General features: G+C 73.3%; 20 protein-coding genes. 15 read left to right on the top strand and 5 right to left on the bottom strand.

Translation table 11 applies throughout. The annotated features are described in order from the left end of the window. Positions 1-43: 43 nt before the first annotated feature. Positions 44-478, bottom strand: coding sequence for a pyridoxamine 5'-phosphate oxidase family protein (locus tag NFS20_RS15490; RefSeq protein ID WP_251152706.1), 435 nt, complete (start codon positions 476-478; stop codon positions 44-46). Positions 479-617: 139 nt separating this feature from the next. Continuing rightward, positions 618-1,340: a response regulator transcription factor gene (locus tag NFS20_RS15495; RefSeq protein ID WP_251152707.1), complete on the bottom strand. Its 723-nt coding sequence runs from the start codon at positions 1,338-1,340 to the stop codon at positions 618-620. A gap of 195 nt (positions 1,341-1,535) precedes the next feature. On the opposite strand from NFS20_RS15495, the gene NFS20_RS15500 reads away from it, so the two are divergent. The 6 genes from NFS20_RS15500 (at position 1,536) to NFS20_RS15525 (ending at position 6,997) form a co-directional block, all read left to right on the top strand. Next, entirely contained in the window at positions 1,536-2,450 is a 915-nt protein-coding gene (locus tag NFS20_RS15500; RefSeq protein WP_251152708.1) for a universal stress protein, read from the top strand. 73 nt (positions 2,451-2,523) lie between these two features. Beyond that, entirely contained in the window at positions 2,524-3,510 is a 987-nt protein-coding gene (locus tag NFS20_RS15505; protein ID WP_251152709.1) for a metal ABC transporter substrate-binding protein, read from the top strand. Then, entirely contained in the window at positions 3,510-4,316 is an 807-nt protein-coding gene (locus NFS20_RS15510) for a metal ABC transporter ATP-binding protein (RefSeq protein ID WP_251152710.1), read from the top strand. Before NFS20_RS15505 ends, NFS20_RS15510 begins: the two co-directional genes overlap by 1 nt. Beyond that, positions 4,313-5,197 carry a metal ABC transporter permease gene (locus tag NFS20_RS15515; protein WP_251152711.1) on the top strand — a complete coding sequence of 295 codons (885 nt, stop codon included), beginning with the start codon at positions 4,313-4,315 and terminating at the stop codon, positions 5,195-5,197. The genes NFS20_RS15510 and NFS20_RS15515 overlap by 4 nt, the downstream gene beginning before the upstream one ends. An 89-nt stretch (positions 5,198-5,286) precedes the next feature. Then, positions 5,287-5,787: a hypothetical protein gene (locus NFS20_RS15520; protein WP_251152712.1), complete on the top strand. Its 501-nt coding sequence runs from the start codon at positions 5,287-5,289 to the stop codon at positions 5,785-5,787. Positions 5,788-5,917: 130 nt separating this feature from the next. Beyond that, a complete protein-coding gene (locus tag NFS20_RS15525; RefSeq protein WP_251152713.1) occupies positions 5,918-6,997 on the top strand; it encodes an LLM class flavin-dependent oxidoreductase in 1,080 nt (359 codons plus the stop codon). 139 nt (positions 6,998-7,136) lie between these two features. On the opposite strand, the gene NFS20_RS15530 is transcribed toward NFS20_RS15525, so the two are convergent. After that, positions 7,137-8,255 (bottom strand): NAD-dependent epimerase/dehydratase family protein, encoded by a 1,119-nt coding sequence (locus NFS20_RS15530; RefSeq protein WP_251152714.1) that lies wholly within the window; start codon positions 8,253-8,255, stop codon positions 7,137-7,139. A 140-nt stretch (positions 8,256-8,395) separates the two neighbouring features. Here NFS20_RS15530 and NFS20_RS15535 point away from each other — a divergent pair, with 140 nt between their 5' ends. Both NFS20_RS15535 and NFS20_RS15540 read left to right on the top strand, forming a co-directional pair. Next, on the top strand, positions 8,396-8,644 hold the full coding sequence (locus NFS20_RS15535) for a type II toxin-antitoxin system Phd/YefM family antitoxin (RefSeq protein WP_251152715.1): 249 nt from the start codon (positions 8,396-8,398) through the stop codon (positions 8,642-8,644). Beyond that, on the top strand, positions 8,641-9,036 hold the full coding sequence (locus tag NFS20_RS15540) for a type II toxin-antitoxin system VapC family toxin (RefSeq protein WP_251152716.1): 396 nt from the start codon (positions 8,641-8,643) through the stop codon (positions 9,034-9,036). Before NFS20_RS15535 ends, NFS20_RS15540 begins: the two co-directional genes overlap by 4 nt. Positions 9,037-9,043: 7 nt before the next feature. On the opposite strand, the gene NFS20_RS15545 is transcribed toward NFS20_RS15540, so the two are convergent. Beyond that, on the bottom strand, positions 9,044-9,934 hold the full coding sequence (locus tag NFS20_RS15545) for a siderophore-interacting protein (RefSeq protein WP_251152717.1): 891 nt from the start codon (positions 9,932-9,934) through the stop codon (positions 9,044-9,046). 163 nt (positions 9,935-10,097) lie between these two features. Here NFS20_RS15545 and NFS20_RS15550 point away from each other — a divergent pair, with 163 nt between their 5' ends. After that, positions 10,098-10,685, top strand: coding sequence for a GNAT family N-acetyltransferase (locus NFS20_RS15550; RefSeq protein ID WP_251152718.1), 588 nt, complete (start codon positions 10,098-10,100; stop codon positions 10,683-10,685). Between the two features lie 137 nt (positions 10,686-10,822). Further along, positions 10,823-15,064, top strand: a complete 4,242-nt coding sequence (locus NFS20_RS15555; protein ID WP_251152719.1) for a metallophosphoesterase — start codon at positions 10,823-10,825, stop codon at positions 15,062-15,064. A 118-nt stretch (positions 15,065-15,182) separates the two neighbouring features. On the opposite strand, the gene NFS20_RS15560 is transcribed toward NFS20_RS15555, so the two are convergent. Continuing rightward, the gene (locus tag NFS20_RS15560) at positions 15,183-15,644 is read right to left on the bottom strand and encodes a VOC family protein (protein ID WP_251152720.1); all 462 of its coding nucleotides are present in this window, start codon (positions 15,642-15,644) and stop codon (positions 15,183-15,185) included. A 345-nt stretch (positions 15,645-15,989) separates the two neighbouring features. Between NFS20_RS15560 and NFS20_RS15565 the strand changes: the two genes are divergently transcribed. The 5 genes from NFS20_RS15565 (at position 15,990) to NFS20_RS15585 (ending at position 24,031) form a co-directional block, all read left to right on the top strand. After that, positions 15,990-16,184 (top strand): hypothetical protein, encoded by a 195-nt coding sequence (locus NFS20_RS15565; RefSeq protein ID WP_251152721.1) that lies wholly within the window; start codon positions 15,990-15,992, stop codon positions 16,182-16,184. A gap of 195 nt (positions 16,185-16,379) precedes the next feature. Further along, positions 16,380-17,009 (top strand): helix-turn-helix domain-containing protein, encoded by a 630-nt coding sequence (locus NFS20_RS15570; RefSeq protein ID WP_251152722.1) that lies wholly within the window; start codon positions 16,380-16,382, stop codon positions 17,007-17,009. A gap of 186 nt (positions 17,010-17,195) precedes the next feature. Further along, complete coding sequence (locus NFS20_RS15575) at positions 17,196-17,804, top strand: hypothetical protein (RefSeq protein WP_251152723.1); 609 nt, start codon at positions 17,196-17,198, stop codon at positions 17,802-17,804. A 143-nt stretch (positions 17,805-17,947) separates the two neighbouring features. After that, positions 17,948-22,642 (top strand): ATP-dependent RNA helicase HrpA, encoded by a 4,695-nt coding sequence (gene hrpA, locus NFS20_RS15580; protein ID WP_251152724.1) that lies wholly within the window; start codon positions 17,948-17,950, stop codon positions 22,640-22,642. Between the two features lie 180 nt (positions 22,643-22,822). After that, the gene (locus NFS20_RS15585; RefSeq protein ID WP_251152725.1) at positions 22,823-24,031 is read left to right on the top strand and encodes a beta-ketoacyl-[acyl-carrier-protein] synthase family protein; all 1,209 of its coding nucleotides are present in this window, start codon (positions 22,823-22,825) and stop codon (positions 24,029-24,031) included. Positions 24,032-24,092 lie beyond the last annotated feature (61 nt).

Genomic DNA, 24,092 nt, shown 5'->3' on the forward strand with positions numbered 1-24,092 from the left:
TCGGCGGTTCCAGGTACCGAAAGGTGCAGGACCCGCCGAACGGTCAGGCCGACCGGGCGATGCGGCGGCCCGTGACGATGCGCGGCACGACCTTGATGACGCGGTCGCGGTCCCCCGGCACGAACGTGACGAGCGGGAGGGAGAGCAGGCGCTCGCGCTCCTCCGGGTCCGTCACCTCGTACGTCCGGCCGACCAGGACGACGGACCAGCCCGAGCGGGCCTCGGCGTCGAACCAGTCGGCCTCGAACGCGACGACGGCGCGGCTCGCCGCGACCGCGAGCTTGGAGCCCTCGCCCGTCCGGAAGACGACGTCGGGCCCGTCGAGGACGAAGTTCACCGGCTGGATGGCCGGGAGCGCGTGATCGGTGAAGACGATGCGCCCCACGGGCACCGTCGCGAGGAGCGCGTAGCTCTCCTCCGGCGCGAGCTCCGTGAGCCCCGCCGACGCGAGCCCGCCCCGGGCGCCGGTGGTCGTCATGTCCTCATCGTCGCGCCGGGGTGTCAGATCCGTGAGTGCCGAAGGTCCCGACGACGCGCGGTCACCGGGCCCCGGAGCGACGGGTCCGGCGCCGTCAGGGCGGGCACCGTCGGCGCCGGCACCGTCGGGGCCGGCACCGTCAGGGCCGGGGCCGCTGCCCACCGGGAGCCCCGCCCGTCGAGCCCGGCGACCCGGCGGTCCCGCCGCGCGCCTCCTCGGTGCGGATCTCCGTCGCGAGCACGGCGACCTGGGTGCGGCGCTGGAGGCCGAGCGTCGCGAGCACGTGCGACACGTAGTTCTTCACCGTCTTCTCGGCGAGGTAGAGCCGCTGGCCGATCTCCCGGTTCGTGAGGCCCTCGCCGATGAGCGCGACGATCTGGCGCTCCTGCTGCGACAGCCCCTCGAGCCGGTCGGGGATCTCGTCCGCGGCGTGCCGCAGCCGCTCGAGCACGCGCGCGGTGCTCGACGGGTCGAGCAGCGACCCGCCCGCGGCGACCGTGCGGACGGCGCCGACGAGGTCCGAGCCGTGGATCTGCTTCAGCACGTAGCCCGAGGCCCCCGCGAGCACGGCCTGGAACAACGCCTCGTCGTCGGCGAACGACGTGAGCATGAGGCAGCCGACCTCGGGAAGCTCCGAGCGGACCTCGCGGCACACCTCGACGCCGGAGCCGTCGGGAAGCCGCACGTCGAGGATCGCGACGTCGGGCCGGGTCGCGCGGATGCGCGAGAGCGCGGAGGCGGCCGTGCCGGCCTCGCCGACGACGGTGATGTCTCCGGCCGCCTCGAGCAGCGCGGCGACGCCGCGGCGGACCACCTCGTGGTCGTCGAGCAGGAACACACGGATCGGGTGGGGAGAGCCCATGGCTCTCAACCTAGTCGCTCGACGGCGTCGTCTCCCGTCGGGTGCGGCCCGTACGGCGAGGTCAGGACCTTGGTCCCCGGCAGTCGTGCCGTCGGACCGGGCCCGGCAGGCCGTGCGGCCGTCGCGGGTCGCGGTCCCGCGGAGGTATCCAGAAGAGGACGGGACGGGCCCGTCGCGGAGGGCGAGGTGAGGACGATGCGCAGGGACGGAGCGGGCGAGGGACACGGGCCGGTGGTGCTCGTCGGCGTCGACGGCAGCACGACGAGCGGGCGCGCCCTCGACTGGGCGGTCCGCGAGGCGGCCCGCCGCGGTGCGACGCTGCGCGTCCTGCACGTCGCGTACGTGCCCGTGGTGTCGACGCCGTTCGTCGGCGGCGTGTACTACCCGACGGTCGACGAGGTCGACGCCATCGCCCGACCCGTCCTCGACGCGGCCGTCGACCGCGCCGCGCGCGTCGACCCGACGGTGCACGTGCGCACGACGCTGCGCTCCGGAGCCCCGACCGAGGTGCTGCTCGACGCCGCGAAGGACGCCGACCTCGTCGTCGTCGGGACGCGGGGCCTCGGCTCGGTCGGCGCCGCCTTCCTCGGTTCCGTCTCCACGCGCCTCGCCGCCCGCAGCCCGGCGCCCGTGGTCGTCGTGCCGCCCGTCGACAGGTGCCACCACCGCACGGCGGACGTCGTGGTGGGGGTCGACGGGTCGGTGCACGGTGATGCGGCGCTGCGCTTCGCGCTCGACGAGGCAGCCGCGACGGGCGGGCGCGTCGTCGCGGTGTGCGCATGGCGTCTCGCCGCGAGCCTGCAGCCGGAGGAGCGCCTCGCGCTCGACACCCAGGCGGAGCGCGACGCGCGACGCGCTGCGGCGCGCACGGTCGAGGCGGCGCTCGCTCGCGTGCGCACCGCCGAGCACGACGCGGTGGGCGTCGAGACGTTCGTCGTCGAGGGGCGGCCCGGCGTCGCGCTCCACGAGGCCGGCAGGAGCGCGGGGCTCACGGTCGTCGGGTCGCGCGGCAGAGGTGACGTCCAGGGCATGCTCATCGGCTCCGTGAGCCACGACGTGCTGCACCACGCCGACGGCCCGGTCGCCGTCGTGCACGCGGCGAAGCCCTGACCCACCCCCGTCCGGTCCGGCGCACCGCGCGCCCTCGTTGCCCGGCACGCGCCGCCGGACTAGATTATTCGGTATGCCGAACTTTCCTCTCCGGGTCACCGCCGGACAGGCCGCGCGCCGCGCGGGTGCAGGGCTCGTGGCGCTCGCCGTCGCGCTGGGTCTCGGTGGGTGCTCGACCGGCACGGACGCCGGGTCGTCGAGAGGTGCCACCGACGACCGCCCGGTCGTCCTCACGACGTTCACCGTGCTCGCCGACATGGCCCGCAACGTCGCCGGCGACCACCTGCGCGTCGAGTCGATCACCAAGGTCGGGGCGGAGATCCACGGCTACGAACCCACCCCGGGCGACCTGCGGCGCGCCGCGGAGGCCGACCTGATCCTCGACAACGGGCTCGGGCTCGAGGCGTGGTTCGACCGGTTCGTCGGCGACCTCGACGTGCCGCACGTCGTCGTGAGCGACGGGGTGGAGACCATCGCGCTCGGCGACGACACGGCCGAGGAGTACCGGGGCACGGCGAACCCGCACGCGTGGATGTCGCCCGTGAACGGCCGGCTCTACGCGCAGAACATGGCCGCCGCGTTCGCCGAGATCGACCCCGAGCACGCCGAGGACTACCACGCCGCCGCCGACGAGTACGCCGCCGAGATCGACGCCGTGCACGAGGAGCTCACGGCGTCGCTCGACTCCCTTCCCGCCGAGCACCGCGCGCTCGTCACGTGCGAGGGCGCGTTCTCCTACCTCGCGCGCGACACGGGCCTCACCGAGCACTACCTGTGGGCCGTCAACGCCGAGCAGCAGGCCACGCCGCGGCAGGTCGCGGGCACGATCGAGCTCGTGGAGCGCGACGACGTCCCGGCCGTCTTCTGCGAGTCCACGGTGTCCGACGGCCCCATGCAGCGCGTCGTCGAGGCGACCGGCACCACGTTCGGCGGCGTGCTCTACGTCGACTCGCTCTCCGAGCCCGACGGCCCCGTCCCGACCTACCTCGACCTGCTGCGCCACGACGCGGACACGATCGTCGCCGGCCTCACCGGCGAGGCGCCGGGGAGCGAGGACTGATGGCGCGTGACCGGGCGGCGCGGGGCGAGCAGGCGGCGTCGGGCGACCGCGCGGCGTCGGGCGCCGGCGCCGTTCCCGCGATCGAGGTGCGCGACCTCACCGTCCACCACGGGGAGGTCCTGGCGCTGGACGCCGCGTCCCTGACCGTCGGCTCGACCCGCGGTCGCGGGACGGTGTGCGGGCTCGTGGGGATGAACGGGTCCGGGAAGTCCACGCTGTTCAAGGCGATCATGGGCATGCTCCGCCCCGACCACGGCACCGTCCTGCTCGACGGCGCCCCGCCGGCACGCGCCCGGCGCGCCCAGGCCGTGGGGTACGTCCCGCAGAGCGAGGACGTCGACTGGGCGTTCCCGCTGAGCGTGCGCGACGTCGTCATGACGGGCCGGTACGGCTTCCAGGGCTTCACCCGGCGTCCGCGCGCCGCCGACCGCGCGGCGGTCGACCAGGCGCTCGAGCGCGTCGAGCTCACCGACCTCGCGGACCGGCAGATCGGCGCGCTGTCCGGCGGGCAGCGCAAGCGCGCGTTCGTGGCGCGAGGGCTCGCACAGGGCGCCACGATCCTGCTGCTCGACGAGCCGTTCGCCGGGGTCGACAAGCGCTCCGAGACGACGATCACCGCGCTCCTGCGCGAGCTCGCGGACGACGGCGCGACCGTCCTCGTCTCGACCCACGACCTGCACGGCCTGCCCGCGCTCGCCGACGAGGCGATCCTGCTCATGCGCCGCGTCCTGCTGCACGCGACGCCCGAGGAGGTGCTGCGCCCGGAGAACCTGGCGCTCGCGTTCGGGCTGGAGGTCGCGCCGTGAGCCCGGGGATCTGGGACCTGGTCGTCGAGCCGCTGTCGTTCGAGTTCGTGCGGACGGCGCTCGCCGTGACGCTCACGGCGGGCATCGTGTGCGGGGTGCTGTCGTGCTGGCTCGTGCTGGTCGGCTGGTCGCTCATGGGCGACGCGGTGTCGCACGCGGTGCTGCCGGGCGTCGTGCTCGCGTACGTCGTCGGGGCGCCGTTCGCGCTCGGCGCGCTCCTGTTCGGGCTGCTCGCGGTGCTGCTCATCGGCGCGGTCCGGGACACGAGCCGCGTCAAGGAGGACGCGGCGATCGGCGTCGTGTTCACGACGCTCTTCGCCCTCGGCCTCGTGCTCATCTCCGTCACCCCGAGCCAGACCGACCTCAACCACATCCTGTTCGGCAACCTGCTCGGCGTCTCGCGCGCGGACCTGCTCCAGGTGCTGGTGCTCGGCGCCGTGACGCTCACCGTCGTCGTGCTCAAGCGGCGCGACCTCACGCTCTACGCCTTCGACCCCGTGCACGCGCACGCGATCGGCCTCTCGCCGCGCCGGCTCGGGGCGCTGCTCCTCGGGCTGCTCGCACTGACGGTCGTCGTCGCGCTCCAGGCGGTCGGGGTCGTGCTCGTCGTCGCGCTGCTCATCACGCCGGGCGCGACCGCGTACCTGCTCACGGACCGGTTCTCGCACATGCTGTGGATCTCCCCGCTCGTCGCGGCCGCGTCAGGAGTCGTCGGGATCTTCCTCAGCTACTGGCTCGACACGTCGTCGGGCGGGACGGTGGTCGTGACGCTCGGTGCCGTCTTCGCGCTCGCCTACCTGTTCAGCCCGCGGCACGGGCTCCTCACGACGCGCGTCGCGCGGGCCCGACGGCGCCGCGCCGTCGCCGCGTCGCGATCCTGAGCCGTCCGACCTGCGCTGTGTGCGAAATCTCCACACCTCGGGCCCTGATTCCCTGGCTCTTCCCAGGAACGCACCCCAGACTGTTCACCATGTCAGCGAGGACGAGCGATCAGTCGGCGACGCCGCGGACGAGGACGTCTGCCCGGTTCGCCGCCGCCAGCCTGCTCGCGCTGTCGATGATGCTCCCGCTCGGCGCCACCGCGAGCGCCGCCGAGGTGGAACAGCTCATCGCCGACGCACAGGTCCAGACCGAGACGATCGGCGACGACATCGAACGCGTCGGCTCCCACCTTCCCGCCCTGCACCCCGTGCTGCGCAACGACGTCGTCGACGCGACCGAGTCCGTCCAGGCCGCGACCGACGAGGCGCGCGCCGCTCTCGACCACGCGAAGGACGCCGACCACGCGGCCGACGGGCGCGCGACGATCGCCCTCGCCGACGCGCAGGTCGCGCTCGACGCCGCGTCCGCCCAGCTCCGGTACGTCACGGACCTCGCGCACGACGCCGGCGAGGGTGTCGCCGTCGCGCTCGAGCGGCTCCAGTCGCACATCGACGAGCTCAGGGGCGAGACGACCCGCGCGACCGCCTGACACCTCTCCTCGGCAGCTCCTGGCGCCCGGGTCGGTCGTCCGGCGGACGTGCGGAAGATTCCGGGGCCGCGCACGGTTGTCCGGGACGCACCGCCGCCACCGGACGGCGTGCGACGACCGAGGAGAGACCATGTCCGAGCCGACCACCACCCCCACGACGGGCGCCGCGCCTGCCCCTGACCAGGTCGAGCTGGGCCTCGACACCTTCGGCGACGTCACCGCCGGGCCCGACGGCGCACCCGTCACCGCGGCGCGGACGATCCGCGAGGTCGTCGACGAGGCCGTGCTGGCGGACCAGGTGGGCGTCGACTTCTTCGGCGTCGGCGAGCACCACCGCGAGGACTTCGCCGTGAGCGCGCCCGAGGTCGTGCTCGCGGGCGTCGCGACACGCACGTCGCGGATCCGGCTCGGGTCAGCCGTCACGGTGCTCAGCTCCGACGACCCCGTGCGCGTGTTCGAGCGCTTCGCGACGCTCGACGCCCTGTCCGACGGTCGCGCCGAGGTGATCCTCGGGCGCGGGTCGTTCATCGAGTCGTTCCCGCTGTTCGGCTACGACCTCTCCGACTACGAGGTGCTGTTCGAGGAGAAGCTCGACCTGTTCGTGCACCTGCTCGACGAGGGCCCCGTCACGTGGTCGGGGACGACGCGCGCGGGCCTGTCCGGCCAGGAGGTGTACCCCAAGACCGAGTCGGGGCGGCTGCGCACGTGGGTCGGGGTCGGCGGTTCGCCGGAGTCGGTGGTCCGCACGGCGCGGCACGGGCTCGGGCTCATGCTCGCGATCATCGGCGGCGAGCCCGAGCGGTTCCGCCCGTACGTCGACCTGTACCACCGTGCGGTCGACGAGCTCGGGCAGCCGGTGCTGCCGGTCGGCGTGCACTCCCCCGGGCACGTCGCCGAGACCGACGAGAAGGCGCAGGAGGAGGTCTACGAGCACTTCGCCGCGATGAACAACCGGATCGGCCGCGAGCGCGGCTGGCCCGCGTACCACCGGGGCCGGTTCGCGCACGACATCCGGGACGGTTCGCTGTACGTCGGGTCGCCCGAGACCGTGGCGCAGAAGATCGCCTCGACCGTGCGCACGCTCGGGGCCGGGCGGTTCGACCTCAAGTACTCGTCCGGGACGCTGCCGCACGACGCGATGATGCGCAGCATCGAGCTCTACGGGACACGGGTGATCCCCCGGGTGCGCGAGCTGCTCGCGGAGGGCTGAGCCGGACGCACCGCGCCGAGCACGACCTGAAGGTCGTCAACCGGTCGTCGGCGACCTTCAGGTCGTGGTCGACGGCGCGTGGCGTCGTGCTCGGCACCACGAGCTCACGCACCGCCGGCCGCGTTCGCGCGACGGGATCTCAGGCCGTGAAGCCGACGCCAGGTCGGCCGGGTCCGTCACCGCCGCCGGAGGCGTCGGCGGCCTCTGACCGGGCGAGGCGGAGCGCCTCCTCCTCCAGCTCGCGCGGGAGCCCGACGCCGGGGCGGTCCGCGCGCTGCGGCGTCGCCTCGCCGTCGGCGTCCAGGGCCTGCAGCCAGTCCCACGTGTCGCGGACCGTCTCGCGCACGTCGCGCGTGCGGAGCGCCAGCGAGAACGCGCGCGACGTGTCCGAGCCGTGCAGCGCGTCGTACAGCTCGCCCGGCGGGATCCAGATCGGCAGCTGCGACCACGGGGCGATCCCCGCTCGCTCGACCACCTCCGGCTCGACCCAGACGAGCTCGGCGGGCGGGTTCCCGGCCGCCGCGGCCGCCTCGGCGGTCACCGCGACGCACGCGGAGAGCACGTCGCGCATCGTCGCGTGGCCCGGTGCGGAGACCACGTCGACCGGACCGGACGCGCCCGCGAGCGCCGCGTCGAGCGCGAACGCCGCGAGGTCGCGCGCGTCGACGTGCTGCAGCGGGAGCTCGGCCGGGCCCGGCGCCAGGACGGGACCGCCCTGCGCGACGCGGCGCAGCCACCACGGCAGGCGGCCGACGTTCTCGCGCGGCCCGAGGATCAGGCCCGCGCGCAGCAGGAGCGCGCGGTCGCCCAGGGCGTCGACGGCGGCGATCTCGGCGCCCCGCTTCGCGCGCGCGTAGTCGTCGTGCGTCCCCTCGTCCGGGTGGGCGTCGACGAGCGGCGCCGACTCGTCCGCGCCCCGGGGCGTCCACGGCGCGTACACCGAGCGTGACGACACGTACACGTACCGGCTGTCGCCCGGGATCCGCCCCGCGAGCAGGCGCGCGGCGTCGCGCACCGCGACGGGCGCCCACGACCACGTGTCGACGACGACGTCCCACTTCTGCGCGACGTCGTCCGCGCGGAGGGCGTCCAGCCCGTCAGGGCGGGTGCGGTCGCCGACGAGCTGCTGCGCGCCGTCGGGGGCGGGCCGCGTGCCGCGGTTGAGGACCGTGACGTCCCAGCCGCGCGCGAGGGCGTCGTCGACCACCGCGCGGCCGACGAAGTCCGAACCACCGAAGACCAGGAGCCGAGTCGTCATGCGGCCCAGCGTCGCGCACGGCGCGCCCGCACGCAGCCGCTTACGCGGTCGGCAGACGGCCTCGCATCGCTCGGGTCCTCCACAGCCCCTTGACGTTCGCGTCGCCTGGCCAGGCAACCTGGCCAGGACGAGGAGGACGCATGCAGGTGAACGTGCTCGAGGCCAAGAACAACCTGTCGGCGCTGATCGCCCGCGCTGCTGCGGGCGAGGAGGTGGTCATCGCCAAGCGCGACGTCCCCCTCGTGCGACTCGTCCCTGTGCGGGCCGACCTCTCGCACGGGACGGGGCCCGCGATCCTCGAGTGGCTGGAGGCCCACCCGCCACGCTCGGTCCGCAGCGCGGAGGAGGTCGACGCCGACATCGCGGCGGAGCGCGAGGGCTGGGAGTGATCTACCTCGACTCGTGCGTCGTCATCTACGCGGTCGAGGATCCAGGCACGCGCGGTGACGCGGTGCGGGGCCGCCTCGCGCGAGCCGGCGACGAAGCGGTCGCCGTGAGCCCTCTCGTCGCCATGGAGTGCCTGGTCGGACCGTTGCGCCAAGGCGACCTCGAGCTCGAGGCGCGGTACCGCACGATCCTCGGTCTCTTCCGCCAGCTGGCGGTCGACGCCGACGTCTTCGAGCGAGCCGCCCGCTTCCGGGCGGCGCTCGGCCTCCGTACCCCGGACGCGCTCCACCTCGCCGCCGCTCAGGTGCACGGGTGCTCCGCGCTGTGGACGGACGACCAGCGCCTGCACGCCGCGAGCCGGGGGCTGGCGGTCGACGTCGTCGCCGGGGCCTAACGACCCGTCAGTCCGGGTCGCTCGGGTCCAGCGGGGCCTCCGGGTCGAGGTTCACGACGCCGCGCCGCCAGTAGCCGCGGATCGCGAGCTGGTCGGGGCGCGCGCCCGCGCGGCGCAGGTCGCGACGCACGGGCACGAGATCGGTCGCCTCGCCCACCCCGACCACGTACTCGTCCGCGTCGATCGGACCGAGCGCACGCACCGCCTCGGCGAGCTGGCCCGGGCCGTCGGTGCGGTAGAGGATCTCGACCGTCGCGCGCCCGAGCTCGTCCTCGACGAACGCCTCGTCCACGTCGTCGCCGATCTCGACGATCGCCGTCACCGGGATCTCCGGCCCGACGGCCGCGACCCATCGCGCGAGCGCGGGCAGACCCGTCTCGTCCCCGACAACCAGGAGCCGACCGATCCCGTCGGGCACGCCCTGGCTCGCCGTCGGTCCGACGAGCACCACCTCGTCACCGGGCCTCGCGCGCGCCGCCCAGGCGGACGCCGGACCGCCCGGTTCGCCGGGAGGGGCACCGGGCACGTCGTCGCCGTGGAGCACCCAGTCGACGTCGACCTCACCCGCGCCGTCGACCGTCCGGGTCGCCCGGACCGTCATCTCGCGCGAGATCGACACGACGCCGCCCGGGCGCTGGAGCGCACCGTCGGCAGTGAGCGCCGGGGGGTGCAGCACGCCGGACGCCGGGTCGGGCAGGAAGACCTTCACGTGGTCGTCGGGACCGGGCGACCGGAGCGTGGCGAGCGTCCCCGGGTCGTCCGACCCCGGGACACCGGACGCACCCTCGCCGGCGTCACGGAAGGTGATGCGGCGCAGCGCGGTCGAGGTCTCGACGACGGCCTGGACGCGGACGCGGCGCGGGACGAGGTCGAGGCGGGTGCGGGGACGCGTGAACACCCGTCGATCCCATCACACGACGCCGCCCGGTCGCCCCGGCGACGCGACCCGGGCGCCCGGCGGGGCTGCCGAACCCCGGGTTGTGCGGCACATGGGCTCCAGATGCCGCCACAAGCCGGGGTTCGGCACGCGGCGGGGTGCGGGGCGGACTAGCGTGACGACCGTGGGCACGGGCACGTGGGGCGACAGCAGGGTGGAGGTGCGCCCCGCCGTCGGCCGCTTCGACGACTTCGCGACCGTCGTGGGCCCGAAGAGCCCCGGGGTGAAGGGCTGCTGGTGCATGTCGTACCGGGACAGCCGTGTCGGCAACGACGAGCGCCCCGACTACATGGCCGACCTGTGCGGCACCGAGCCCGGACCCGGAGTGCTCGCGTACGTCGACGGCGAGGTCGCGGGCTGGTGCTCCGTCGCACCGCGCAGCACGTACCGGCGCCTCATGCACTCGCGCACCATCCCGTTCGTCGACGAGCTCGACGCGTGGAGCGTGGTGTGCTTCGTGGTCCGTGCCGGGTACCGGAAGATGGGCCTCGCGCACCACCTTCTCGCGGGCGCCGTCGAGCACGCCGAGGGCCACGGCGCGCTCGCGATCGAGGGCTATCCCGTGGACTCCGGGCCGGAGCGGGTCGACGTCATCTCCGGGTACGTCGGGAACGTCGCCCTGTTCGAGCGCGCGGGGTTCGAGCGCGCCGCCGCGACGACCGGCCGCAGCGGCGGGACGTCGCGCGTCGTCATGCGCAGGATGCTCGGCTGAGCACACGCTGAAACCCAGGTTTCAGCGCACCCCGCCCGACCGCTCCCGGTCGCCGCGGGTTCACCTCCGAGAACGGATCCGTTCACGTGGTGCGGGCAGCGTTCGACCGTCATCCACGAACGAAGGGTCCTCTTCGCATGCCTCTGTCACGACATGCCCTCAGCAGACGCGTCGCGGGCATCACCGCGCTCGTGGTCGCCGGCGGCTCGATCGCCACCGTCCCGGCGGCAGCAGCCGCGACCACCGACACGACCCCGCTCTCACCCCTGGTGGTCACGGAGATCGCCCCCGACAACGACGGGTACGACGACTTCGAGTTCTTCGAGGTGACGAACACGACCGACGAGCCCGTCGACGTCGCCGGCCACGGCTTCACCTACGTCTTCACGAACGCCGGGACGTCGAGCAGCGACAAGCCGCTCACGCTCGCCGAGGAGACGGCGACGATCCCCGCGCACGGCAGCGCGGTGCTCTGGTTGCAGTACACGTCGACCACCGTCGACAGCTTCGCGCGGACCGACGGCGACTTCCGCGCCGCGGTCGGTGCCGCCGCCGACCTCCCGATCTTCCACGTGACCGGGCAGCCCGGCATGGCCAACAGCGGGTCGCGCGGCATCCGTGTGGACGACCCGGCAGGGCAGGCGCTGAGCTGGTCGGTCTACGACCGCACCTCCACCGCACCGGGCGTCTCGACCCACTTCGCCGTCCCCGGTGACAGGTCGACGGCCCTGGTGGAGATCGCGCCCGGGCGCACGCTCGTCCTGTGGATCAAGAACGGCGCGAACGACCACCTCACGGCCGCCGACTTCAACGCCCACTTCGGGAGCACGCTGACGGCCGGCACCGACCTCGTCGAGATCTCCTCCGGCGGCATGGCCAACGGCGGCCTGCGCGGCCTGCAGGTCGAGACGAACACCGGTCACCCGGTCTCGCGCGCCGACTACATGAACGACGGCCAGACGGTCGCCGACCAGCCGATCCAGTACCGCTGGGACGAGGGCACGACCCAGACGCTCGTCGGGACCGGCGCGGCGACCCCCGGCTCGGTGGCGCCGGACCAGGTGCCCGCCGGGCTCGTCGTCACGCCGCAGGACGACGAGGAGCCGGTGGTCACCGACCTGACGGGCAGCGACGACGCCCCGCAGATGGACGGGCTCGCCCTGCTGTTCGAGGCGACGGACGACCGGCTGGTCAGCACCGTTCAGCTCACCCTGACCTCCGACGTCGGCGAGCCGGTCACCCAGCTGCTGCGCGCCGAGGCCGCCGACCGGTTCTCCTACGCCGTCCCCGCCGTGGACCTCTACGGCAAGACCTGGGTCGAGTACACCGTCTGGGCGTCCGACGGGCAGAACGCGACCACGTTCGGCCCCGTCAGGGTCGACCTGGACGACACCGGCGACGCTCCCGTGCGGCTCGGCGTGGCCGACGGGCAGCACGTCGGCGGCGCGACGCGGGTCGCGGCCACGACGACCGGTGACCCCGCCGACCTGAGCCTGTCGATCGACGGTTCCGAGGTCGACGAGCTCACCGCGGCGCTCGAGGCCCCCGCGCTGTTCGCGTTCGAGGCCACGAACACCGACGCGTTCTTCCGCAACGGCGTCAGGCTCGGCGACGACGTGCTGACGATCTTCGACGAGGGCTTCTACTCCCGCGTCGAGACGGTCACCAGCGAGGTGCCGGTCGAGCGCGTCGTCGCCGGGGAGGGCCTGACCCTGGGCATCTACGCCGGCACCAAGGCGTGGCCCGAGCCCGACCCGGACGAGAACAACGACGACTTCGTGGCGATGAACCTGCGCCTCGCCCTGCCCGACGGCCGCGTGCTGCGCCCCGAGGTGTGCGGTGGGGCGGGCGAGGGCCAGGAGGAGACGGTCCGCGAGTGCCCGGATCCCACGACACGGATCGGCTTCAACGACGCCAACCAGGTCTACTTCACCGCCACCTTCTCGGTGCCGCAGGACGCGTTCGACTCGCTCGCGCACACCTGGGACACCACCGCGGTGGACGACGGCGAGCACACCGTCTCGGCGAGCCGCGCCGACGGCGCCGGGTCCCTGACCCGCACCGTCGTCGTCGACAACACGGCGCCCGAGCTCAGCACGGACCTGGTCGACGGCGAGACGTACCGCGGGAGCTTCACGATCGACGCGCAGGCGTCGGACTCGGGCTCCGGTGTCGACTCCGTCACGGCCACGCTCGACGGCGAGGAGATCGACCTGCCCCACACCACGTCGTCGCTCGAGCTCGCCGCCGGCGACCACACCGTCGTCCTGAGGGCGACGGACGCGCTGGGCAACCTCGCCGAGCGGACGCTCCGGCTCACGACGCCCGACGAGGTCCCGACGGTCGAGCTCGGCGCTCCGGCCGACGGTGCGACGGTCGAGGCCGGCGACGTGACGCTGTCCGCGACCCCGGGGTCGGCGACCGGTGACGACCTCGACGTCGAGTTCCGCGTCGGCCACACCGTCGACGCCGCGGACCCGCAGGTCGAGGCGTTCTCGGGCACCACGACGGATGCGTCGTCCACCGACCGGGACGGGAGCACCCTCCTGAGCGCCGACGAGCTCGACAGGATCGTCGGCACCGACGGTCTCTCCGCCGAGGTCTCCTCGGACACCGAGCTCCCGTACCAGCTGTTCACGGTGGACGTGCCCGAGGACGCCGGCTCCGACAGCGAGGTGCGGATCGCCTGGTCCGGGTCGGCGAACGCCGGCGCGAAGGTGCTGCTGTCCGTCCTCGACGTGGCCGGCGACACCTGGCAGGAGGTCGACCGGTACGTCACGACCGACGGGGCGGCCACCGAGTTCGAGCTCGGGGGCACCGTTCCCGTGGAGGACCACGTCCGCGACGGTCAGGTGACGGTGCTGGTGCAGCACTCCGAGGGGTTCGCCGGGACGCCGCGGTCGGGCCGCGAGGACGTCGCCACGCCGTTCCACCCCGACGCCACGGCCCGGTCGGAGTACGACTTCACGATCGCCTGGGAGTCGGACACGCAGTACTACAACGACAACCAGGGCCAGCCGACGGACGGCTCGGGCGACGAGTGGTACTCGCACCAGGAGGCGATCCACGACTTCGTCCTCGAGGCCCGCGACGAGGTGAACCTGCAGTACCTGGTCCACACCGGCGACATCGTCGACGACTGGGACCAGGAGCACCAGTGGCTCAACGCCGACCCGACGTACCGCACGCTCGACGACGCCGGGCTGCCCTACGGCGTGCTGGCGGGCAACCACGACGTCGGCGGCGCGCTCGCCGACTACTCGACGTACTCGGAGTACTTCGGCGCCGACCGGTTCTCGGCCAACCCGTGGTGGGGAGGTGACATCCAGGACAACCGGGGTCACTACGACCTGGTCAGCGTCCAGGGCGTCGACCTGCTCATGCTGTACATGGGGTGGGCACCCGGCGACGAGCAGATCGCGTGGATGAACGACGTCATCGCGAGGTACCCGGAGCGCACAGTCTGGATCAACCTGCACGAGTACATGCTCACCACGGGCGGGCTCGGGCCGATCCCGCAGCGCATCCTCGACGAGGTCGTGGCACCGAACCCGAACGTCGCGCTCGTGAGCTCCGGCCACTACCACGACGCCTACACCCGCACCGACGACTTCGACGACGACGGTGACGGCGTCGCCGACCGCACCGTGTACTCGATGCTGTTCGACTACCAGGGCCTGCCGGAGGGCGGTCTCGGGTACCTGCGGCTGCTGCACTTCGACAACGACGGCGGCACCGACGGGAGCGGCCGGATCGTCGTGCGGACGTACTCGCCGTCGCTGGACGACTTCGACTCCGACGACGCCGCGCTGAACGACCCGCCCGGCATGCAGGACTTTGAGATCCCCTACGCCGCGCTCGGGCTGGAGCCGACCACGAAGCGGCTCGCGACCGACGGGCTGACCGTGGACGTGCTCACCACCGAGACGATCGACGAGGTCACCGGCGTGCCGAGCGGCACCGCTGCGACGGCGACCTGGACCGACGTCGAGCCCGGTGAGCACGGGTGGTACGCGGTGGTCACGGGGCCGTACGGCGGCACCGTGGTCTCGCCGGTGCACACGTTCACCGTCGGCGACGCCACCGGGCCGTCGACGCTCTCGGACGTCACCGCCGAGTCCCGCTGCCTCGCCGGCCGGGCGTACGTCGCGGTCCGCGCCGCGAACGCCGACGACGCGGCGCTCGACGTGCGGTTCGACACGGGCTTCGGGGCGAAGGACTTCGCCGCGGTCGCCCCGGGCAAGTTCGCGTACGCGTCGTTCTCGACCAGGTCCGGCACGGTCGAGGACGGCGAGGTGACCGTCACGGCATCCGCCACGGACGGCACCGGTCCCGAGGAGAGCGTCACCGTCCCGTTCGAGGGCGTCGCCTGCGGCTGACGACCCGCACCTCACGCCCGTGACCCGTCCGCCCGTCAGGGCGGGCGGGTCACGCCGTCCGGGCGGTGAAGCCATCCGGGCGGTGACGCCTCCTTGCCGCAAGACCGGGCCGACGTCCTCAGTCGAGGCAGAACTCGTTGCCCTCGGGGTCGGTCATGACGATGAACCCGATGCTCGTCGGGGGCTCCGGCTCGAAGCGTCGCAGCCGCGAGGCGCCGATCCCGACGAGCTCGTCGCACCGGGCTTCCAGGGCCGCCATCCGCTCGTCGCCGCGCAGCTCCGGCGCCGTCCGCACGTCGAGGTGCACGCGGTTCTTCGCCACCTTCTCCTCGGGAACCTGCTGGAAGAAGATCCGCGGACCCTTGCCGTCCGGGTCCTCGAGCGCCGACGCGCTGTTGCGCTGGTCCTCCGGGACGCCCGAACGCTCCAGGAACTCGTCCCACGCCGCGAGCGGGTCCGCGCCGTCCGGCAGCTCCACGCCCGGCGGGCCCGGGTGGACGTAGCCCAGCACCTCCTTCCAGAAGATGGACAGGGCGCGCGGGTCCCGCGCGTCGAACGTCACCTGGACCGTGCTGCTCATGGTTCCTCCCCGCTCGGCGATGTCGTCCGAGCGTCCCACCGCCCCCCGACACCCGCTACGGTCGCGCCATGACACGCACCGGCGCGACGGCGCGCTCGCGCACCCGGCACCGGGCGTCCGGACGACGACGACGCTCCGTCACCGCCGCGGCCCTCCTCGCGCTCGGCGCGGGTGCGACGGGCGGCTGCGCCTCGCTGTGGACGGGATCCGGCGGGGTCACGGTCGACGAGGTCGCTGTGGGGCGAAAGCGTCGGCGCGGGCGACCACGCCCTCCTCGAGGGTCGCCTGACCGTCGAGGACGGGTGCGTCTACGTCACCGACGGGTTCGGCACCCGCTGGCTGCCGGTGTTCAGCGAGGACCTCGTCGCCTGGAACGGGACCACGCTGAGCGGCGCGGGCGGGTCGTACGTCGACGGCGACGCTGTCGGGCTCGGCGGCGGCGTGCTCGTCGAGAACGCCTCCGGGGACTGGCAGCCGCCCGCCGGACTCCACGTCCCCGCCACGTGCGACACCACGGACGTGTGGAACGCGACGCGCTGACTCCGGGCCTCGCTCTCTCTGCTGCCGGCTCCAGGGAGGTGACTGGAGCTCCGTACGCCGACCCCGCTCTCCGCGAGCTGGCTGCTCCGGCTGCCGACGTCGTGCAACGCAGCCGTTCGTGCACCCGAAGGACACGAGCAACCGATCCGCCGGAGCGGTGTCGTCAATCGTTCGTGCACCCGTATAATTGGCGACATGATCGTCTCCGTAGCCGACGCAGCACGAGCACTCGGCGTGTCCGAACGTCGGGTGCTCGCCATGCTGCACTCCGGCGAGCTCAAGGGCGAGAAGGTCGGCGGACGCTGGGTAGTCAGCCCACATTCTTTACGCCAACCCAAGCCGGCCGGGCGACCGATGAGTCCCCGCAACGCGTGGGCGCTCATCCTGAAGACGGACAGCTGGCTCGACGCCCAGGCAGCGTGGAAGCTCAACGATCGGATGTCCCACCTGCGCGACCGGAGCGACCCCGCTCTGGTCCTCGCATCATGGCTACGTTCGCGCGGCGAGCGACTCGAGATGTCCGCACCCGATCCCGCCAAGGTGCTCGACGACATCAGGGTCGTGCCCAGCGGAGTCAGCGACCGACGCTCCCAGATGGCTGTATCGGACCTGGTCGAGGGCTACGTCCATCAGGATGAAGCCGAGGCGATCAAGGCTGACCATTGGCTCGTGCCATCGCGCGGCAAGCCGAACGCCATCCTTCACGTGTCACCGTTCTTGCCACCCAACCCGGTGCCCATCGCCCTCGTCATCGCCGACCTGGTGGACAACGGGTCAGAGCGCGACGTCCGTCAGGCACGTGAGCTGGCGAGGGAGTACCTGTGACCACCATCGTGTTGCCGGAGATGCCGCCAGCGCAGACCGCCTCCTGGTTAGGCCTCTTCGACCTTGCAGACCGTATGCCCGATGACTGGACACTCGTCGGTGGGCAGATGGTCCAGCTGCACTGCTTCGAACGCGGCGTTCCGCCAGTTCGTTCCACCACAGATGTCGACACGGTCCTTCACATCCGTGAGCAGCCGAACGCCCTCAGATCCGTCACCCAGATCCTGTCGGAGATCGGGTTCGTCACCGACCTCGCCATGTCCGTCAACGACGTCAACCATCGGTGGCCGCGACGAGGCGGTCATCGATGTTCTCATCCCTCGTTTCCTGGGCCCCGTCGCCTCCTCCCGGACCGACATTCACGGCGCCCGGGGCCTAGAGACCCCGGGCGCTCAGAAGCAGATCAACCGGAGCGAGCAGGTCACCGTCGTCATCAGCGACCGGTCCGCGACCGTCAACCGGCCTACGCTGGTCGGATCGCTGATCGGCAAGGCGTCTGCGCTGCTGCTTCCCGGCGACGTGCGCCGGCACCTCGAGGACTTCGTCGCGATGGCAGTCCTCGTCCAGCCAGAAGACTTCAAGAATGACGCACAGCTCAACCAGCTGGATGCCGAACGGCTCGCTCACGCCATCGGCGTACTGCGCCGAGACCACAGACCAATCGTCGCGCTGGTCGACGGCGGAGCAGTTGCACTCGACCGCCTGTCCACGTACGCCTCTCGTCCGAGGCACCAGGCGCAGCCGATCCAGCGCCGAACACCTGACTGGGCGGTGCCGAAGAACAAGCGGAGCTAGCCTGCCACCCTGCATCGACCTGGGGCCGCTCCGATCGAACTCCACAGCTGGCGGGACCCTGACAGCATCATCGGGCCGTTCTCTCGCGGGACGGAGCCCGTCCGGCGATTTGCGGTTGCCACCGCTTGAGAGAATGGGTCGTCGTGAGTCCCGAGTCCTCCCAGCCCCAGCCCGACGTGCGCCCTGCCCAGCAGGACGGCGCCGACGAGGGCACCCCTCGTACGCCGGGCCGGCGACGCGGGAACCGCCGCCGCGGTCGCGCGCCGCAGGGCGCGGGCCAGGCTCCGAACCAGACCCAGAGCACGGCCCCGGGGACCCGGCCGGACCGGCGCAACCGGCCGGCGTCGGGCACGCGCCAGGTCAGCCGCGCCCAGCTCGACCGCGCCGCCGAGAAGCGCGGGGCCGTCGTCGTCCCGCCGATCGTCTACCCCGAGCAGCTCCCGGTCAGCGCGCGGCGCGACGACATCGCCGCCGCGATCCGCGACCACCAGGTCGTCGTGGTGGCGGGCGAGACCGGGTCGGGCAAGACGACGCAGCTCCCGAAGATCCTCCTCGACCTCGGACGCGGCCGTGCCGGGCAGATCGGGCACACGCAGCCCCGCCGGATCGCGGCGCGCACGGTCGCCGAGCGCATCGCCGAGGAGCTCCAGGTGCCGCTGGGCGGCGTCGTCGGGTACCAGGTCCGGTTCACGGACACGTCGAGCGAGGACACGCTCGTCAAGGTCATGACCGACGGCATCCTGCTCGCGCAGATCCAGCGCGACCCGCAGCTCCTCGCCTACGACACGATCGTCATCGACGAGGCGCACGAGCGGTCGCTCAACATCGACTTCCTGCTCGGGTACCTCGCGCGGCTGCTCCCGCAGCGCCCGGACCTCAAGCTCGTCATCACGTCCGCGACGATCGACTCGGACCGCTTCGCCGCGCACTTCTCGCCCGCGCACCTCGCCGAGCTCGGCGGCGCGCCGGACTACGTCGTCGACGCCCTGCCCGACGCCGCGCCCGTCGTCGAGGTCTCCGGTCGCACCTACCCGGTCGAGATCCGCTACCGGCCGCTCTCACCCGACGTCGACCCGGGGAGCGGGAAGAGCGTCGGGAAGGCCAGGGCCGAGGAGAAGGACCTCGTCACGGGCATCGTCGACGCGTGCGACGAGCTGATGCGCGAGGGCTCCGGCGACATCCTCGTGTTCCTCTCCGGCGAGCGCGAGATCCACGACGCCGCCGACGCGCTCGAGGGTCACCTCAAGGACCGCGTGCGGGACCCGAAGCACCCGCAGCGCGTCGAGATCCTGCCGCTGTACGCGCGCCTGTCCTCGGCCGAGCAGCACCGCGTGTTCCAGCAGCACGCGTCGCGCCGGATCGTCCTCGCCACGAACGTCGCCGAGACGTCGCTCACCGTCCCGGGCATCCACTACGTCGTCGACCCGGGCACCGCCCGCATCTCGCGCTACTCCAAGGCGACGAAGGTCCAGCGCCTGCCGATCGAGCCCGTCTCGCAGGCGAGCGCCAACCAGCGCTCGGGCCGCTCCGGCCGCGTCGCCGACGGCATCGCGATCCGCCTCTACTCCGAGGACGACTTCCTCTCGCGCCCCGAGTTCACCGAGCCCGAGATCCTGCGCACGTCCCTCGCGTCGGTGCTCCTGCAGATGATCTCGGTGGGCGTCGTCAGCTCGCCCGACGACGTGGCGCGCTTCCCGTTCGTCGAACCCCCGGACACCCGGGCCGTGCGCGACGGCGTCCAGCTCCTCACCGAGCTCGGCGCGCTCGAGACCGTCGACGGCGGCACGCGACTCACCGAGGTCGGTCGCGTCCTCGCGCAGCTCCCCATGGACCCGCGCCTGGCCCGCATGATCTGGGAGGGCTCGACGCTCGGCGTCGCGCGCGAGGTCGCCATCATCGCGGCCGTCATGTCCATCCAGGACCCGCGCGAGCGCCCCGCTGAGCAGCGCCCGCAGGCCGACCAGCTCCACGCCCGCTTCACCGACCCGCACTCCGACTTCCTCACGTACCTCAACCTCTGGGAGTACGTCCGCGAGCAGCAGCACGACCTCTCCTCCTCGGCCTTCCGCCGCCTCTGCAAGGCCGAGTACCTCAACTTCCTGCGCATCCGCGAGTGGCAGGACGTCGTCGCCCAGCTCCGCGACATGGCCAAGCCCCTCGGCATCGACATGTCCTACAAGCCCCGGTCGGGCTCCGCCGCGCGCGAGAACGGACGGCCGACGGCACGAGGCGACGGCGCGGCCAGCCCGAGCACCGACGGCGCACCACCCGCGCTCCCGACCACCGACCCGAGCACCGGCGGCGCACCGGCCGCGGACCCGACCTCGGCCGCGTACAAGCGTTCGTGGGACGGCGACACCATCCACCGCGCGCTGCTCGCCGGGCTGCTGTCGCAGATCGGGATGCAGGACACCGGCGACGTCAAGGCGTCGTCGGTGGCGCACCTCAAGGGCGAGGCGCGCGCGAAGGCGCTGCGCCGGGCGCAGAAGCAGGCGCGCAACGAGTACACCGGCGCGCGGGGCGCGCGGTTCGCGATCTTCCCCGGATCGCCGCTGAGCAAGAAGCCGCCGGCGTGGATCATGGCGGGCGAGCTCGTGGAGACGAGCCGCCTGTGGGCGCGCGACGTCGCCCGCATCCAGCCGGAGTGGGCCGAGGACCTCGCGGGCGACCTCGCGCGGCGCACGTACTCCGACCCGCACTGGTCGACGAAGCGCGGAGCTGCCATCGCGGTCGAGAAGGTGCTGCTGTACGGCGTCCCGATCGTCGCGGACCGCAAGGTCCTCTACGCGAAGGTCGACCCCGAGGCGGCGCGCGAGCTGTTCGTGCGGCACGCGCTCGTCCAGGGCGAGTGGACGACGCACCACCAGTTCTTCCACGAGAACCGGCGCCTCCTGGAGGAGGCGGAGGAGCTCGAGGCACGCTCGCGCCAGCGCGGTCTCGTGGTCGACGACGAGGCCCTGTTCGCCTTCTACGACGAACGCGTCCCCGACGACGTCGTCTCCGCGGCCCACTTCGACCGCTGGTGGAAGAGCGCACGCCGGAACGACCCGGACCTGCTCACGTTCACGCTCGAGCAGCTCGTGCCCGACGCGGACCAGGTCGACACCTCGCAGTTCCCCGAGACCTGGCCGCAGGGCGAGCTCACGCTCCCGCTCACCTACCAGTTCCAGCCCGGCACGGAGGCGGACGGCGTCACCGTCCACGTCCCGATCTCCGTCCTCAACCGGGTCGTGCCCGACGGGTTCGACTGGATGGTCCCCGGCCTCCTGGACGAGCTCGCGACGGCGACGATCCGCTCGCTGCCCAAGCCGGTCCGCGTCCAGCTCGTGCCCGCCCCGGACGTCGCGCGCGACGTCGTCGCCTGGCTGCGCGAGAACTCGCCCGCGTGGGAGGACATGGCCCGCGCCGGCGACATGGCCGAGTCGTTCCCCGCCGCCTTCACGCGCGCTGTCCGCGCCCTGCGCGACGTCGTCATCCCCGACGACGCCTGGGGCCCCGAGCAGGAGTCCCGCCTCCCGGCGCACCTGCGCATGACCTTCCGCGTCATCGATTCTCGAGGCACGGGCCGCGCCGCGAGCTCGGTCGTCCTCGACGAGTCGAAGGATCTCCTCGCGCTCCAGCGTCGGCTCGCCGCCCAGAACCAGGCCGCGGTCCGCGCCGCCGTGAAGGGCGCGGTGGGCGCGGCGTTGCGTGAGGCTGCGGGGTCGGGTTCGGCGGCGGAGGGGGCGTCGGCGTCCGGCTCACCGGGGCGACACGACGGACGAGCGGGCGGTGCGACGTCGGATGCGAAGGGCGTAGAGGACGCGCGCGGCCACGGACAGCCGACCGCACGGAGCGACGGCGCGGCCAGCCCGAGCACCGACGGCGCACCGGACGCCGGCCCGACCACGACGGCCCTCGTCGCCGAGCAGACCGGGCTCACGTCGTGGCCGACGGACCTGCCGGGCGGTGCGATCCCGGAGACGGTGTCGACGGACGTCGGGGGCGGTGTCGTCGTGCGCGGGTATCCCGCGGTCGTCGAGGAGCAGGACGCCAAGGGCAAGCCGACGGTCGCGCTGCGGGTGCTCGCGGACGCGAACGCGCAGGTGCGCGAGCACGCGCGCGGCGTGCGGCGGCTGCTGCTCGGCGAGACGGCGCTCGCGACGGGCCGGATCACGAGCCGGTGGAGCAGCACGCAGTCGCTGACGCTCGCGGCGAGCCCGTACCGGTCGACGGAGGCGTTGGTCGGAGACCTGCAGCTCGCGGCCGTGATCGCGCTCACGAGCGGGGGCGGCGGGTCGTACGGCGCGCAGCCGGACGCGCGCACGGTCCGCGATGCGGACGCGTACGCGGCGGCGCGGACGTTCGTCCGACAGCACCTGGAGGACCAGGTGCACCGCGTCGTCGGGCACGTGGTGGCGGCCCTGTCGGCGGCGCGGACGCTGGACGGGGAGATCCGGTCGGCGAACAGCCTGGCGCTGCTCAACACGCTCACGGACCTGCGCGACCAGGTCTCGGGGCTGGTCCACGACGGCTTCGTCTCGGCGACCCCGCCCGAGCGGCTCCCGCACCTCACGCGTTACCTGCGCGCGGCGTCGTACCGGCTGGAGAAGGCACAGGCGAACCCGAACCGCGACGCCGAGCTGGCGTGGCGCGTGCACGACGTCGAGGAGGCGTTCGCGAAGGCCCGCGCCGCCTACGCCGCCGGGCCGCCCGACGTCGGCCGGTCGCGCGAGCTCGCCGAGGTGCGCTGGCTGATCGAGGAGCTGCGCGTGTCGTTGTTCGCGCAGCAGCTCGGCACGGACGGGCCGGTGAGCGAGAAGCGGATCCGGAAGCTCCTCAGCCCCGGCGGCTGGTGACCCGGGCCCTTCCTCGGTCGCGTGTCGAGCAGGCCTCCACGGTATGCGTCGTGCACCCCGGACGACCCGCCGGTATACCGCTCGATACGACAGAACCGGGTCCGATGCTCTGGAATGGGTCCCATCGGCCGGCACCCGTCGTGGCGCACGCACCGGCGGGTCGAGGGAGCGGGGGCAGCCATGACGCGCGCAGTGGGGACGGGGGTCGGAGCGGTGACCCCCCTGGGGGCGACCGCGGCGGCGGCGGGGGGGGGGGTGGTCGGGGGGCGCTCGGGGATCCGAGCCATCGAGGACGAGTGGGCGCAGGATCTGCCGGTGCGCATCGCGGCGCGTGTGGACGACGCGTTCGCGGAGGCGCTCAGCGTCCGCGAGTCACGCCGGACCGACCGCGCGGAGCAGCTCGCGCTCGTCGCCGGTCGTGAGGCGTGGGGCTCGGCGGGCGCGCCCGACGTCGACCCGACGCGGCTCGCGGTCGCGATCGGGTCGGCGAACGGCGGCATCGCGACGACGCTCGCGCAGGCCAAGGTGCTCGACGAGCAGGGCTACCGCCGGGTCTCTCCCCACACCGTGACGATGCTCATGGCCAACGGGCCCGCGGCGTGGCTGTCGATCGTCCTGGGCGCCAAGGCCGGCGCGCGGGCGCCGATCAGCGCGTGCGCGGCCGGCACGGAGGCGATCGCGATGGGCCGGGAGATGATCCTCGCGGGCTCGGCGGACGTCGTCGTCTGCGGGGGCGTCGAGGCGGGCGTGCTGCCGTTCTCGATCGCCGCGTTCGCGCAGTCCCGCGCGCTGTCGACGCGCAACGACCACCCGGAGAAGGCCTCACGACCCTTCGACGTCGGCCGCGACGGGTTCGTCATGGCGGAGGGTTCTGCGGTGCTCGTGCTGGAGAGCGAGGAGCACGCACGGGCGCGCGGCGCGACGGTCCACGGTGTCGTCGCCGGCGCCGCGCTCACGTCGGACGCGTTCGACATCGTCGGCGGCGACCCCGAGAACCAGGCGCGCACGATCACGCAGGCGGTGCGTTCCGCGGGGCTCGAGCCGGGCGACGTCGGGCTGGTGCACGCGCACGCGACGTCGACCCCGGCAGGCGACGCCAACGAGGCGACCGCGATCCGGGCGGCGCTCGGTACGCCGCCCCCCGTGACGTCCACCAAGGGCGCCACCGGGCACCTGCTCGGCGCCTCCGGGGCGCTGGGCGTGCTCACGGCGGTCCTCGCGCTGCGTGACGGCATCGTGCCGCCCACGCTCAACCTCGACACGCAGGACCCGGAGATCGACCTCGACGTCGTCCGCGGTCCCGCGCAGGTGACGACGGCGCGGCACGCGCTGGTCAACGCGTTCGGGTTCGGCGGGCACAGCGCGAGCGTCGTGGTGTCGCGCGACTGAGCTCACGTCTCGCACCGAGCGAGCGGGCGCTCGAGATCGGCACGACGCCCCGAGATCGGTT

It is taken from the genome of Cellulosimicrobium sp. Marseille-Q4280, from assembly GCF_943181405.1.
Lineage (GTDB): Bacteria > Actinomycetota > Actinomycetes > Actinomycetales > Cellulomonadaceae > Cellulosimicrobium.